This window comes from Streptomyces sp. NPDC040718 (genome assembly GCF_055593565.1).
This window is the reverse complement of sequence record NZ_JBVIXO010000003.1, coordinates 521,613-533,895: the sequence shown is the minus strand read 5'-3', so window position 1 is coordinate 533,895 and position 12,283 is coordinate 521,613. Positions and strand designations below refer to the sequence as shown.

General features: G+C 75.6%; 11 protein-coding genes. 6 read left to right on the top strand and 5 right to left on the bottom strand.

Translation table 11 applies throughout. The features are described 5' to 3' along the window. Positions 1-120: 120 nt before the first annotated feature. Positions 121-1,458 carry an MFS transporter gene (locus ACZ597_RS11175; RefSeq protein WP_471327861.1) on the bottom strand — a complete coding sequence of 446 codons (1,338 nt, stop codon included), beginning with the start codon at positions 1,456-1,458 and terminating at the stop codon, positions 121-123. 284 nt (positions 1,459-1,742) lie between these two features. Between ACZ597_RS11175 and ACZ597_RS11170 the strand changes: the two genes are divergently transcribed. Together ACZ597_RS11170 and ACZ597_RS11165 are read left to right on the top strand one after the other, a co-directional pair. Beyond that, positions 1,743-2,198, top strand: a complete 456-nt coding sequence (locus ACZ597_RS11170) for a hypothetical protein (protein ID WP_471327860.1) — start codon at positions 1,743-1,745, stop codon at positions 2,196-2,198. A gap of 69 nt (positions 2,199-2,267) precedes the next feature. Continuing rightward, positions 2,268-3,101: a MerR family transcriptional regulator gene (locus ACZ597_RS11165; RefSeq protein WP_471327859.1), complete on the top strand. Its 834-nt coding sequence runs from the start codon at positions 2,268-2,270 to the stop codon at positions 3,099-3,101. Here the strand turns inward: ACZ597_RS11165 and ACZ597_RS11160 are convergent. After that, positions 3,070-3,393 (bottom strand): hypothetical protein, encoded by a 324-nt coding sequence (locus ACZ597_RS11160; protein WP_471327857.1) that lies wholly within the window; start codon positions 3,391-3,393, stop codon positions 3,070-3,072. The genes ACZ597_RS11165 and ACZ597_RS11160 overlap by 32 nt on opposite strands. 89 nt (positions 3,394-3,482) lie before the next feature. On the opposite strand from ACZ597_RS11160, the gene ACZ597_RS11155 reads away from it, so the two are divergent. Beyond that, positions 3,483-3,956, top strand: coding sequence for a hypothetical protein (locus ACZ597_RS11155; protein ID WP_471327855.1), 474 nt, complete (start codon positions 3,483-3,485; stop codon positions 3,954-3,956). Then, a complete protein-coding gene (locus ACZ597_RS11150; protein ID WP_471327854.1) occupies positions 3,953-4,147 on the top strand; it encodes a hypothetical protein in 195 nt (64 codons plus the stop codon). The genes ACZ597_RS11155 and ACZ597_RS11150 overlap by 4 nt, the downstream gene beginning before the upstream one ends. A 25-nt stretch (positions 4,148-4,172) precedes the next feature. On the opposite strand, the gene ACZ597_RS11145 is transcribed toward ACZ597_RS11150, so the two are convergent. Continuing rightward, the gene (locus tag ACZ597_RS11145; RefSeq protein WP_471327853.1) at positions 4,173-6,176 is read right to left on the bottom strand and encodes a heavy metal translocating P-type ATPase; all 2,004 of its coding nucleotides are present in this window, start codon (positions 6,174-6,176) and stop codon (positions 4,173-4,175) included. On the opposite strand from ACZ597_RS11145, the gene ACZ597_RS11140 reads away from it, so the two are divergent. After that, positions 6,175-6,567 carry an ArsR/SmtB family transcription factor gene (locus tag ACZ597_RS11140; RefSeq protein WP_471327851.1) on the top strand — a complete coding sequence of 131 codons (393 nt, stop codon included), beginning with the start codon at positions 6,175-6,177 and terminating at the stop codon, positions 6,565-6,567. The genes ACZ597_RS11145 and ACZ597_RS11140 overlap by 2 nt on opposite strands. Before the next feature lie 5 nt (positions 6,568-6,572). Here the strand turns inward: ACZ597_RS11140 and ACZ597_RS11135 are convergent, their stop codons facing one another. Next, positions 6,573-9,305: a DNRLRE domain-containing protein gene (locus ACZ597_RS11135; RefSeq protein WP_471327850.1), complete on the bottom strand. Its 2,733-nt coding sequence runs from the start codon at positions 9,303-9,305 to the stop codon at positions 6,573-6,575. A 173-nt stretch (positions 9,306-9,478) separates the two neighbouring features. On the opposite strand from ACZ597_RS11135, the gene ACZ597_RS11130 reads away from it, so the two are divergent. Next, on the top strand, positions 9,479-10,141 hold the full coding sequence (locus ACZ597_RS11130; RefSeq protein WP_471327849.1) for an HAD family hydrolase: 663 nt from the start codon (positions 9,479-9,481) through the stop codon (positions 10,139-10,141). A 15-nt stretch (positions 10,142-10,156) separates the two neighbouring features. On the opposite strand, the gene ACZ597_RS11125 is transcribed toward ACZ597_RS11130, so the two are convergent. Then, positions 10,157-12,064 carry a glycoside hydrolase family 5 protein gene (locus ACZ597_RS11125; protein ID WP_471327847.1) on the bottom strand — a complete coding sequence of 636 codons (1,908 nt, stop codon included), beginning with the start codon at positions 12,062-12,064 and terminating at the stop codon, positions 10,157-10,159. Positions 12,065-12,283: the final 219 nt, after the last annotated feature.

Below are 12,283 nucleotides of genomic sequence, written 5' to 3'. Positions count from 1 at the left end.
CCCGCCCCCGGGGCCGGCACGGTGAACGGGGCGCGGGCGGATATCGGCATGTGGGACTTCTCCGAAGTGCTGCTCATTCGGTGGCTCTTGAGCGGACTCTTTCCGTCCGCGACCACTTCGTCAAGCCGGGTGTCCGTTCCGCCCCATCCATCCGTTCTGCTCCGGCGTCGGGCCGGCGAGGGGGGCGGAGGCGGCCGACGGGTGGTCCGGGACCCCGCCGGCGGGGTCCCGGTCCCGGGACCGGGACCCGCGGGAGGTGACCGCCACCGTCAGGGCGGCCGCCAGCATCAGCGCCGCTCCGGTGAGCGGTGCCGCCGGCACGGAGACGCCGTCCACCGCGAGCCCGCCGGCGAGGGCGCCCGCCGCGATGGCGAAGTTGAACATGGCCACCATCAGGGAGGAGGCGGCCTCGGCGGCCCGCGGCGCGGCCTGGAGCATCCAGCGCTGGAGGCTGACGGAGACCCCGCCGTAGACCAGGCCCCAGACCAGCAGCAGCGCGGTCCCGGCGGCGGCTCCCGGCACGACGGCGATCAGCGCCAGTACGGCGGTGAGGGTGGCGCTGACGGTGAGCAGCGTCCGGCGGGCGTCGCGCGGCCCGGCCAGGAAGTTGCCCGCGACGCCGGCGAGGCCGTAGCCGAGGAGCAGGGTGCTGACCAGGCCGGAGTCGACGCCGGAGACGTCCCGCAGGACGGGCCGCACGAAGGTGTAGGCGGCGAACTGGCCGGTCACCACCAGGAAGGTGACGGTGACGCCGGCCCGGACCCCGCGGTTGCGGCGCAGCAGGGCGGGCAGTTCGCGGAAGGTGACGGGCGCGGACGGGGGCAGTGCGGGCAGCAGCAGGAGCAGGGCCGCCGTGGTGAGGGCGCCGAGGACGCCGACTGCGCCGAAGGCGGTGCGCCAGCCGCCGAGTTCGCCGAGGAGGGTCCCCGCGGGGACGCCGAGGACGGAGGCGGTCGGGACCCCGCCGAAGATCAGGGCCGTGGCCCGGCCGACGTGGCGCCCGGGGACCAGCCGGACGGCGAGCCCGCCCGCGATGGCCCAGAATCCGCCGACGCTGATGCCGACGAGCAGGCGGGCGGCCAGGAGCACCGTGAAGTCGGGGGCGAACGCGGCGGCGAGGTTGGCGGCGGCCATCAGGGCGATCAGCGCGCAGAGGACCTGCCGCCGGTCCGTCCGGGCGGCGCCGACGGTGACGAGGGGCGCGCAGAGGCCCGCGACGAGCCCGGGGACGGTGACCATCAGCCCGGCGGTGCCGTCGGAGACCCCGAGGTCGGCGCCGACGGGGGTGAGCAGCCCGATGGGCAGCAGCTCGGAGGTGATCAGGCAGAAGATCCCGAGGGAGACGGCCGCCACGGCCGCCCATCCCCTGAGGGGGCTCCTGCGGGGGCTCCGCCCCGAGGGGGACGGGTCGGCGGGCGGGGTGGGTCCGGGAACGCTGGACGCGGCTGGTTCGGTCATGCTCGGCACTCCGTACGGCAGGCGGGCGGACGGTTGGGGGTCCCCGCGGACGGAGTCCGGGGGGAGGGGCACGGCGGCACCAGGTCCCGGGGGTCGCGCCTCCCCCGTCGCCCGCACTGCCGTGTCGTGCCCCGAACGCGTTCCCGCCCATTCTGCGACCGCCGGGGCCGTTTCCGGCCGCCTCCCGAAGGATCGATTCGGCAACGCCCGTCCCGGCACCCCGCGTCACCCGGACGCGTGAGGGCCCTGATCCTGGCGGTCCCGGACTACGGCATGGTGGTCGGATGCAGTTACGCCGGGCCGCCCTGCCCCTCTCCCTCCTCGCGCTCCTCGCGAGCGCCGGCTGCGTCTCCGTGGGCGCGGAGTCCGGCGGCCCGGGCCCGGCACGGGGCTCCGTACCGCCCGTGGACGCGCCGGAGGCGCCGGACTCCCCCGGCGCCCCGGACGTCACCGGCGCGCGCCACGCCCACGATCCGCCGCCGGAGCCCCTGCCGCTGGGCGAGCTCCCGGGGCCCGAGGCGGCCCCGGCGCCACCGCCGCGGGTGCCGCCGCCCGTCCGCCGGGCCCGCCCGCCCGCGCAGCGCCCGGCGAAGCCCGCCGCGCCCCGGCGCGCACGGCCCCCCGAACCGCCCGCGGCCCGCGTACCGCGTGCGCCGCGCGGCGAGGAGCTGTGCGAGGCGGCGGAGGGCACGGTCCCGCCGTCGATCGTGGACCTGTGCGTACGCCAGTACGGCCGCTGAGCGGGCCGGCCACCCGGGCCGGGCAGACTTGACCCTCACACCGTGTCAGGCCGTGCACTGGGAGGCGTCATGTTCACCATCGGAGACTTCGCCAAACACGGCCGGGTGTCGGTCCGCATGCTGCGCCACTACGACGCGCTCGGACTGCTGCGCCCGGCGCGTGTCGACCCCGTGACCGGCTACCGCTCGTACGAGGCGGGCCAGCTCGCCCGTCTCAACCGCGTCATCGCGCTCAAGGAGCTCGGCTTCAGCCTGGAACAGGTGGGGGCGGTGCTCGACGAGAAGGTCGGCACGGAGGAACTGCGCGGGATGCTGCGGCTGCGCCGGGCGGAACTGGAGACCGCGGCGGCCGAGGCCGCGGCCCGCCTGGTCCGGGTCGAGACGAGGCTCCGGACCATCGAGAGCGAGGGAACCATGCCCGCGGACGAGATCGTCCTGAAGAGCCTGCCGCCGGTGCGGCTGGCCGAACTCACCGGGGTGGCCGCGAGCTTCGCCCCGCAGGACATCGGGCCGGTCATCGGTCCCCTGTACGAGGACCTGTGCCGCCGTATCGAGACCGCCGGGGTGGTTCCGACCGGCCCGGGTCTGGCCTACTACGAGGACGCTCCGGGCGGTGAGCCCGGGTCCGTGCTGGTGCACGCCGGGCTCCCGGTGGCGCCGGCGGTCCGCGCCGAGCAGCTCGGGGCCGGGGTGCGGATCGTCGAACTGCCCGGGGTCGAGCGGGCGGCGACCGTCGTGCACCGGGGCGCGATGGACGGCGTACTGCCGACGGCGCAGGCCCTGGCCCGGTGGATCGACGCGAACGGCCACCGCTCGGCCGGCCACGCCCGCGAGCTGACCCTGGCCTGCCCGGAGGACCGGACGCAGTGGGTCACCGAGCTCCAGGAGCCGCTGGCCTCCTGAGGGCCCGGCCGCGGTCGCGGACGGCCGCGCAGCGCCGGGCGGTGTGCCGGCGGGCCGTCCGCAGCCGGCGGACCGCGCCGTGCCCGCGCCGGCTCCACTCGGCGCGGGGCAGGCCGGCGCGCTGGCCGCCGCCGGTGATCAGGGCGTTGACGGGGGCGTGCGGGTCGGCGGCGAAGCCCTTGGCGATCAGCACGCCCAGGACGAGCGGGACCAGCGCGACCGCGAGCGCGGAGCCGGCGGCGGTCACGTGCCCGAGGCGCGGGCGGGGGGTTTCGGGTGCCGAGGTGTCCATGCCGTCATTCCAGCAGCGGCTCCGCCGCGGTGGATCAGGGCGGATACTCAGTCCGCCCGGCACGGGTACTCAGACGGTGGAGGACGGCAGTGGAGACGCGACCCCAGGGCTTCGAGCCCGCGACCGGCGACGGCCCGGAGCCGCCCGGCACCGGGCGGGCGGCCGAGGTGCGCACGGCGTACGAGGGGCTGTTGCAGATCCGCCGGCTGCTGGCCGGCGGGGCGGGGGTGCCGGCCCCCTGGGAGCTGCGGCTGATGCCGCGCGCGGTGGCCCTCCTCCTGGAGGCGGCCGGCTTCCCGCCGTCGGCGGTGGACGCCGGGGGCCGTCGCACACGGACCGGCTACCGGGTGATGACGGGCGGCGCGGACCGGGTGGAGGTCGCCTGGGCCGGCCCGCCCGGCGGCGGCGCGGCCGGGGAGGAGCAGGAACGCCTGAAGGCCTGCGCGGCGGAACTGGAGAGGCACGGCTGGGAGTGCCTGCTGTACCGCGGACCGCGGGGGCGGCGCTTCCTGGAGGTGGAGGCCCCCGGTGGGCGGGGGCCGTCGGTGACAATGCCGCCATGAGCCGCCACATCGGTACCGCCATCTCGGCCTTGGGAGTCCTCGCCTGCTCGGTGCTCCTCGTGGGAGCCGTGCACGACTACCGGAGCGGTGCGTCGCCGCTGTGGGTCGCGGCCGGTGCGCTGCTCGTCCTGGGCGCGGTCCTCGCGCTCGTGCGGGACGTCCGGAGCGGCCGCGGAGGGGCCTCCGCCTGACCGGCGGAGGCCCCTCGGTGTGCCGTCAGCTGCCGTCGGCGGGGTCCCGGTGGCGCAGCAGCCGCAGGGCGTTGGCGACGACGACGAGGGTGGAGCCCTCGTGGACCAGGACGGCCGGGCCGATGCCCAGGCCGAGCGCGGTGGCCGGGACGAGGACGGCGACGATGCCCAGGCTCAGCCACAGGTTCTGCCGGATGATCCGGCTCGCGCGGCGGCTGAGGCCGGTGATGAAGGGGAGGCGGCGCAGGTCGTCGGACATCAGCGCGATGTCGGCCGTCTCCAGGGCCGCCGCCGAGCCGGCCGCGCCCATGGCCACTCCCACGGTGGCCCCGGCCATGGCGGGGGCGTCGTTCACCCCGTCGCCGATCATGGCCGTACGGGCGGTGCGGCGCAGCCGGGCCACCTCGGTGACCTTGTCCTGCGGCATCAGGCCGCCGAGGGCCTCGTCCATGCCGACCTCGCGGGCCACGGCGTCGGCCACGCGCTGGTCGTCGCCGGAGAGCATCACGGTGCGGGTCACCCCGAGCGCGCGCAGGGCGGCGACGGTCCCGGCGGCCTCGGAGCGGGGGGCGTCCATCAGGCCGAGGGTGCCGAGCCAGCGGTCACCCCGGCGGACCAGCATCGTGGTGCGGCCGGTCCTCGCCAGCTCCTGCGTGCGCTCGCGCAGCGCGGGCGGTACGGGCGGGCCGGCGAGGGTGTCGGCGTAGGAGAGGCTGCCGATGTGGACGGCCTCGCCGTCGAGTTCGGCGCTGACCCCGCGGCCGATGACGGCGCGGAGGCCGACGGCTTCCGGGTCCGCGGCGGCCGGGCCGGCCGGCATGCCCGCCAGCAGGGCCGGCGCGTCCCGTACGACGGCCTGGGCGAGGGGGTGGTCGCTGAGGCGCTGGGTGGCGAGGGCCGTGCGCAGCAGTTCCCCGCGGCCGGCTCCGTCGGCGGCCTCGACGTCGGTGAGGCGGGGGCGGCCCTCGGTGAGGGTGCCGGTCTTGTCGAAGGCGAGGGTGCTCAGGCGGCCGAACTCCTCCAGCGGCGCCCCGCCCTTGACCAGCACTCCCCCGCGGGCGGCGCGGCCCACGGCGCTGAGGACGGCGGCCGGGGTGGCGATGGCGAGGGCGCACGGGCTGGCGGCGACGAGGACGGCCATGGCGCGGTAGAAGGTGTCGCTGAAGGGCTCGCCGGAGAGGGCGCCGAATCCCAGCAGGGCGGCGACGAGGACGAGGACTCCGGGGACGAAGGCCTTCTGGAAGCGGTCGGTGAAACGCTGGGTGGGCGAGGTGCGCTGCTCGGCCTCCTGGACCATCCGCACCACGCGGGCGAGGGTGTTGTCGGCGGCGAGGCGGGTGACGACGACGTCGAGGGAGCCGGAGCCGTTGACGGTGCCCGCGTAGACGCGGCTGCCCGGGTCGGCACCGGCGGGGTCGGCGAGCGCGGCGGCGCGGTCGGCCACCGGGGTCTTGTCGGCGGGGACGCTCTCGCCGGTGATCGGTGACTGGTCGACGCTGCTGTCGCCGGCGGCGACGAACCCGTCGGCCGGGACCCGGGTGTGCGGGCGGACCAGGACGGTGTCCCCGACGGCGAGCTCCTCGACGGGCACCTCGACGGGCTCCACGGCGCCGCCGCGCCGGACGAGGGCGGTGCGGGGGGCGAGGGCGCCCAGGGCCTCGATGGAGCGCCGGGCGCGGCCCATGGCGTACTCCTCCAGGGCGTGGCCGAGGCTGAAGAGGACCAGGAGGACGGCGCCCTCCTCCCAGCGGCCGATGGCGGCGGCTCCGGCCGCGGCGACGAGCATCAGGAAGTCGACCTGGAAGCGGCCCTCGCGCAGGGTGGCGACGGCCTCGCGGAGGGTGAAGAACCCGCCGAAGGCGTAGGCGGCCACGAAGAGGGCCTGGGCGACGGGGCCGCCGTTGGCGGTCAGCTGGAGGGTCAGCCCGGTGAGGTAGACGGTGAGGGCGAGCAGGGCGCTGACCAGCTCCGCGCGCTCTCCGGCCTTCTTCGCCACGTCACGCATGACGTCGCGCATCACGTCGTTCATGACATCAATATATCAGCACATCGAAATATATAGAGGTGTGCACGTCCTGATCTGCCGTTCTAAGGTGGCCCCCATGGAACCAGGCGTGCAACCCCCGCTCACCGAGCCCGACGCGGCCGCGGTCGCCGAGGTCATGCAGGGCCTCGCCTCGCCCGCCCGGATCCGCATCCTGGCCCGTCTGCTGGACGCGCCCTGCTCGGTCGGGGAGCTGGCCGAGGCCCTCGGCCTCGGCCAGCCCACCGTCTCCAACCACCTGCGCCTGCTGCGCCACCTCGACCTGGTGGCCGGACGGCGCGACGGGCGCAGCGTGGTCTACGAGCTGCACGACGAGCACGTCACCGCCCTGCTCCGGCAGGTGCTGGAGCACGTGCACCACGGCCGCCGGGCGTAGCGCGGCTACGGGGCCCCGAAGGTGAGCCGCAGCTGCGGCGTCCCCTCGTTCGCCGCGGCCTCCGAGGACCACAGCCACAGGGCGTCCGTCCCGGTGCTGGTCAGCGCCAGACCGTACGAGCCGCCCAGGGCGCCCGCGACGGCGGCTGTGCTGAGCCCGGCGGTGTGGACCGCCGAACCGTCCGGGACCCCCGGGAGGCTCCCGAGCGCCGAAGCGCCGGTGCCCGGCCGGTTGTCGTACGTGGTCCCGCCCTCCGACCAGGCGCCGCTGACCGGGACCACCGAGACGGTGTCGGTGGTCCCGGCGCCGGCCATGGTGCTGGTCTTCACGCTCAGCGCGGCCGACTTGAGGACCTTCCCGGCGGGTGCGGCCGGCAGGTCGAAGCGCAGGTAGCTCGTGTACAGCGAGGTGCCGCGCACGGCCAGGGACCCGGAGGTCCCGTAGTTGGCCGCCGGGGCGCCCGCGTTGGCGTACGTGTCCTCGGCCGCGGTGAGCGTCACGACCGAGTCTGCCGGGGCGGAGGCCAGGGTGAAGTGGTCCTTCACCTGCGCCGCGCTCAGGACGCCGGGGTAGACGGCCGTCTCGTCCAGCCGGCCCGCCCAGTGCTCGCTGTTCGGGCGGTCCGGCCAGCCGCCGAGGCCGTCGAAGCCGGTGCGCCAGTAGCCGGCGAAGTCCTCGTGGGTGGTGACGTCCAGGGTGCCCTTCTGGACTCCGTCCACGTACAGGGCCATCCCGCCGGGGCCCTGGGTGGCGACGACGTGGTGCCACTTGTCGTCGTTGTAGGCGGCGGCGGTGGTGACGGTGCGGGTGGCTCCGGTGTAGACGCCGTAGACCAGCCGCCCGTCATTGGTCATGTAGACGTGCTTGTCGTACCGGCTGCTGCCGCCCACCTGCTGGTTGCCGAAGCCGACGAGTTTGCCGCCCTGCGTGGTGCCCGTCCTGAACCAGGTCTCGATGCTGTACGCACTGCCCACGGTCTGCCGGCGGTCGCCGTACACGTGCGCGTCCGTGCCGTTGAAGCCGATCGCCGTCCCGGCGCCGCCCACCGCCCCCGGCGACTGGCGCAGGGCCGGTCCGTTGTGGTGCACCCCCGCCTGCTCGCCGGCGGCCGAGGAATCGGCCGCGTACGGCAGGACCGCGTCGTCGTAGCGCCAGTACAGCTGCGCGCCGTCCGCGCGGACCCGGCTCGGATAGGCCTCCGCCGAGACCGGGACCGTCACGCTCGCCGGGGCGGACGGGGCGCTGGTGTTGCCCGCCGCGTCGGTGGCCGTCACCCGGTAGGTGTACGACTGGCCGGCCTGGGCGGTGGTGTCGGTCCAGGAGGCCTGCGGCCGCTTGAAGAACAGCGAGTCGGCGGTCACCGTCGCGATCGGCGTCGCCGAGCCGTTGCGGTGGATCCGGTAGGTGAGCGCGCTGTCGTCCAGGTCGAGGCTGGTGCGCCAGCGGACCTGGACCTCGCCCGGCCCGAAGCCCGCCGCGCTGGCGACGGGAACCGTGGGCGCGCCCGTGTCGTTGGTGGAGGAGAAGCGCGTCAGGCTCTGCTGCGCCGCCCCGTTGACGGTGGTGAACTCGCCGCCGACCCACAGGTAGGGGACGCCCGCCTTGGCACCGACGGCCATCACGCGCGGGCCGATGCCCTCACCGATGCCGTCGTTGGTGTCGGGGGACCAGCCCAGCTTGCCGGTGCCCGTGGTCGGCTGGGCCAGCAGGTGGTGGCGCCGGCCGTCGGGGAACTCGCCGACGCCCGAGCAGTCGTGCGCGTGCGAGGCGCTGTAGAGCACGTTCCGATAGGGCAGGACGGCCTGGGTGGCGCCGAGGCACGTGTCGCGCCAGCGCTGGCCGAAGCCGGCCAGGTCGAGGGCGATGCGGCCGTCGAAGACCCCGCCGCCGGTGCCCTCGTTGGCGGTGTAGAAGCCGGTCGCGTCGGTCGCGATGTCCTTGACGACGGAGTTGGCCTCGATGAAGCCGGGGTAGGCCTTGGTGAGGGCGCCGCTGGCGGAGTCGACGACGGCCAGCGCGTGCGTGTCCGTCCCGTTCAGCGCGAAGAAGTCGCCGCCGAGCAGGACGTTCTTGCCGTCCGGGGTGACCTCGACGGCGCGTCCCGGTTCGTCGGCGTCGGCCCGGAAGGGGCGCAGCGCGCCGTCGGCGGTGGCGACGGCGGCGAAACTCCGGCGCGGCTGGCCGCCGACGGTGAGGAAGTCGCCGCCCGCGTAGACGGTGTCGCCGGTGACGGCGATGGCCCGCACCGTGGCCGCGAAGGACGGCCGGAAGGACTGCTTGACGGTGCAGGTGGCCACGTCGATGGCGGCGATGCTGGAGACCGGGGTGCCGTTGACGGCGCCGAAGTAGCCGCCCGCGTAGAGGGTCTTCTTGTCCGGCGAGACGGTGAGCGCCCGGACCGTGGCGGTGCCGCTCGCGACGGTGAAGGACAGCTCGCAGGAGGTGGGGGCGCCGGTGGCGGCGTCGAGCGCGGCGAAGTTGACCGCCTGGCGCTCGCTGCCGCCCGCTCCGGCGGGCGGGCGTACGGCGGAGAAGGTACCGCCGGCGAAGACGGTGCCGCCCGCCTCGGCGAGGGCCCAGACGACCCCGTTGGGCTGCCAGGTGGACAGCGGGTCGGCGGTGAAGGCCACGGGCGGGGTGACGGCCGCCGCCTCCGGGACGAGGCCCAGGCCGACGACCGCGCCGGTGCCGGCCAGTGACAGGGCGAGAGCGGCCGCCAGGCCTCTGGATCTACGCATGAACCCCCCAGTTCGTCGTGCGTCGCACTGCCGTACAGACGGCGCACGGATGTTCTTCCGTACCGGCGCACCCTAGGGTGGATCGCCGCGCCGGTCACCACACTTGACCCATCGGTTGCCGAACGTCCCGGGCGTACCGGCCGCGCGACGGAGCCGTCGCCTACCCTTCCTGCATGATCGTTTCAACTGAGCCCGTCCGCCTGGTGATATTCGACTGCGACGGCGTACTCGTCGACAGCGAGCTCCTCGCCGCCCGCGTACAGGTGGCCCTCGGCGCCGAGCTGGGCTGGCCGCTGACCGAAGCCGAAGTCATCGAGCGCTTCATCGGCCGCTCCAGCGCGTACGTGCGGGAGCAGGTCGCCGCCCGGCTGGGGGCCGCGACGGCCCGGGAGTGGGACGAGCGCTTCACCGTCCTGCACGCCGAAGCGGTGGACGCGGGGCTGACGCCGGTCGAGGGGCTCCCCGAGGCCCTCGACCGGATCTCCCTGGCGACCTGCGTCGCGTCCAGCGGTTCCCACGAGAAGATGCGGCACACGCTCGGCCGTACGGGCCTCTACGACCGCTTCGCGGGCCGCATCCACAGTGCCACCGAGGTCCCGCGGGGCAAGCCCGCCCCGGACGTGTTCCTGTACGCGGCCCGGCGGATGGGCGTCGAGCCGGCGGCGTGCGTGGTCGTCGAGGACAGCCTGCCGGGCGTCCGGGCGGCACGTGCGGCGGGGATGCGCTCGCTGGGCTACGCGGGCGGACTGACCCCGGCGGCCTCGCTCGCGGGCCCGGGCACGGTGGTCTTCACCGACATGCGCGAACTCCCCGCCCTGCTGGAGGAGATGGCCTGATCAGCCGGTCGGCCCTCAGGGCAGCGGACGGCACAGCAGGGCCGCCGGCGAGGGGCGTGAGCCGACCCGGGCGGTGAAGGCGATGCCCGCCGCGTACTCGGTGGACGCGCACTGGCCCTTGTAGTGCCCTTGGGCGAAGTCGCCGCCGCCGGCGCCCGCGGGACGGTTGTCGCCCCGGTCGAACCAGAGGGTGCGGCCCGCGCCCGCCGGGAGGGCCGTGCGGGCCGGGGCGCACAGGCCGGCGGAGACCCGCTCGCCGCGCAGGCTGTACCCGATCAGGAACTGCCCGGCCGGGCACTGGAGCTTCGTGTAGCCGGTGGCCCAGTCGCCGCCCGGCGGGACGTACCCCTCGTCGCGGACCACCGTGTGCCCGCCGGTCGGCGCGCGCAGGTCCGAGGTGGTGCACAGGCCGCGCCCGCCGGTGTGGCCCAGTCCCGCCAGCCGGGCGCCGTCCGGGCAGACGGCCTTGCGGGCTCCGCTGTCCCAGTCCCCGGCGGTGCGGGTGCGCAGGGAGGCGTTGTGGTCCCGGTGGTCGGTACTGAGCTGGTACCAGGCCCGGGTCGCGGGGACGGGCCCGGTGCGGCCGGGGGCGGTGGCCAGGGCGGTCCAGGGGGCGGTGCGCCAGTCGGCGGGGTCGAGGACTCCGGTGCGCCGCCCCGCGGAGTCGTAGCGGAGCACCGCCCAGCTGTCGCCGCCCGGGGCGCCCTGGCCGGTGGTGCTCCAGCCGACGAGCGGCCAGTAGGCGAAGTCGGCGTCGGAGCCCGCCAGGTAGGAGGTGAGGTTCTGGAACCAGGCGCGCGGGGCGGTGCCCGTCTCGTCCGCGCCGATGCCGAACTCGCTGATCCAGACGGGGGCGGTGAAGTGGGTGCCGGTCTCGGCGGAGACGAAGAAGGCCTGGTCGTAGAGGGTCTGTTCGAGCTGTGCCCGGCTCATGTCCTGGTAGCGGGGGTCGTGGGTCTCGCCGAGGCCGGTCGCGCCGCTGTGGCGGGGTCCGGTGTACCCGTAGAAGTGGGCGGAGTACACCAGCTTGCCGGAGACGACGAGGGTGTGCGAGAGCGTGCGGACGGGGGTGAGGGTGGGGCGTTCGTGGGGGAGGCCGTCGAGCGGGATGCCGGTCCAGTTGATGCCCTCGACGACGATGAGCAGGTCCGGGTTGGCCTCGGTGAGGATGCGGTCGGCGGCCTCCTGGGAGGCGGCCTGCCAGTCGTGGGCGTCGCCGAGGCCCCAGTTGGGGTCGTCCCAGGTGTCGCGGCGGACCTCGTTGTAGAGGTCGGCTCCGACCACGCGCGGGTTGTCGCGGTAGCGGCGGGCGACGGCCACCCAGTCGTCGGCCCACTGGGCGGTGGAACGGCCGCTGTTCCAGCGTTCGTTGCCGTCGAGTCCGCAGCACCAGCGGGTGGTTCCGGTGTGGTTGTTGAGGATGACGGCGAAGCCGGCGTCGGTCAGGGCGGCGACGACGGAGTCGAAGACCTGGAGCGGGGTGCGGCCCCGCAGGGCCGGGTTGGCGGCGACGGCGGCGTCCGGGACGGGGGTGGTGGTGTGCAGCATCTCGTTGGAGAAGGGCAGCCGGATGCTGTTGAGGCCCAGGGCGCGGAAGTCCGCGAGCAGCGTGGGTACGGGTACCCGGTCGAGGCCGAGGGGGATGCCGTGGGAGTCCTGGCCGCTGTGGTGGGTGGCGGGGTCGGTGCGGTCTCCGGAGCCGTTCCAGGAGCCCTGGGCGCCGTCCCAGTTGCCGGAGCGCAGCCGGAAGCGTTCGCCCCGGGCGTCGACGATGTAGCGGCCCCGGGTCGAGAGCGGGGGCGTCCAGGCGGCGGCTGGGACGGGCGCGGCGGCGGCCGGGGGCGGGGCGGGCGCCGCGGCGGCCGGCAGGGCTCCGCCCGCCAGGAACAGCACGCTCAGCAGCACCCGTACGAGGCTCTTCATGTGGCTCCCGCCCGCTCCGGCCGCCCCCTCCGGGCGGCTGCGGCGGACAAGTTACCGGGCGGTCGCAACGGGCGGAAGGCACGGGACCGGCCCGAGGGGCGCCCGCTGCCGCGGAGGCGTCAATTCCGGCGAGCGAGGGCCATCCCTTCACAGGCGGTCACCCGGCCGAAACCGCCCCGCGCGCCGCCGTGCGCCTCTACCGTGCCCTGAGGGGCAGGG

Bases quoted from the DNA above. Each gene is read 5' to 3' on its own strand.
- ACZ597_RS11175 (WP_471327861.1), bottom strand. From the start codon at position 1,458: ATGACCGAACCAGCCGCGTCCAGCGTTCCCGGACCCACCCCGCCCGCC.
- ACZ597_RS11170 (WP_471327860.1), top strand. From the start codon at position 1,743: ATGCAGTTACGCCGGGCCGCCCTGCCCCTCTCCCTCCTCGCGCTCCTC.
- ACZ597_RS11145 (WP_471327853.1), bottom strand. From the start codon at position 6,176: ATGAACGACGTGATGCGCGACGTCATGCGTGACGTGGCGAAGAAGGCC.
- ACZ597_RS11160 (WP_471327857.1), bottom strand. From the start codon at position 3,393: ATGGACACCTCGGCACCCGAAACCCCCCGCCCGCGCCTCGGGCACGTG.
- ACZ597_RS11130 (WP_471327849.1), top strand. From the start codon at position 9,479: ATGATCGTTTCAACTGAGCCCGTCCGCCTGGTGATATTCGACTGCGAC.
- ACZ597_RS11135 (WP_471327850.1), bottom strand. From the start codon at position 9,305: ATGCGTAGATCCAGAGGCCTGGCGGCCGCTCTCGCCCTGTCACTGGCC.
- ACZ597_RS11125 (WP_471327847.1), bottom strand. From the start codon at position 12,064: ATGAAGAGCCTCGTACGGGTGCTGCTGAGCGTGCTGTTCCTGGCGGGC.
- ACZ597_RS11140 (WP_471327851.1), top strand. From the start codon at position 6,175: ATGACATCAATATATCAGCACATCGAAATATATAGAGGTGTGCACGTC.
- ACZ597_RS11150 (WP_471327854.1), top strand. From the start codon at position 3,953: ATGAGCCGCCACATCGGTACCGCCATCTCGGCCTTGGGAGTCCTCGCC.
- ACZ597_RS11165 (WP_471327859.1), top strand. From the start codon at position 2,268: ATGTTCACCATCGGAGACTTCGCCAAACACGGCCGGGTGTCGGTCCGC.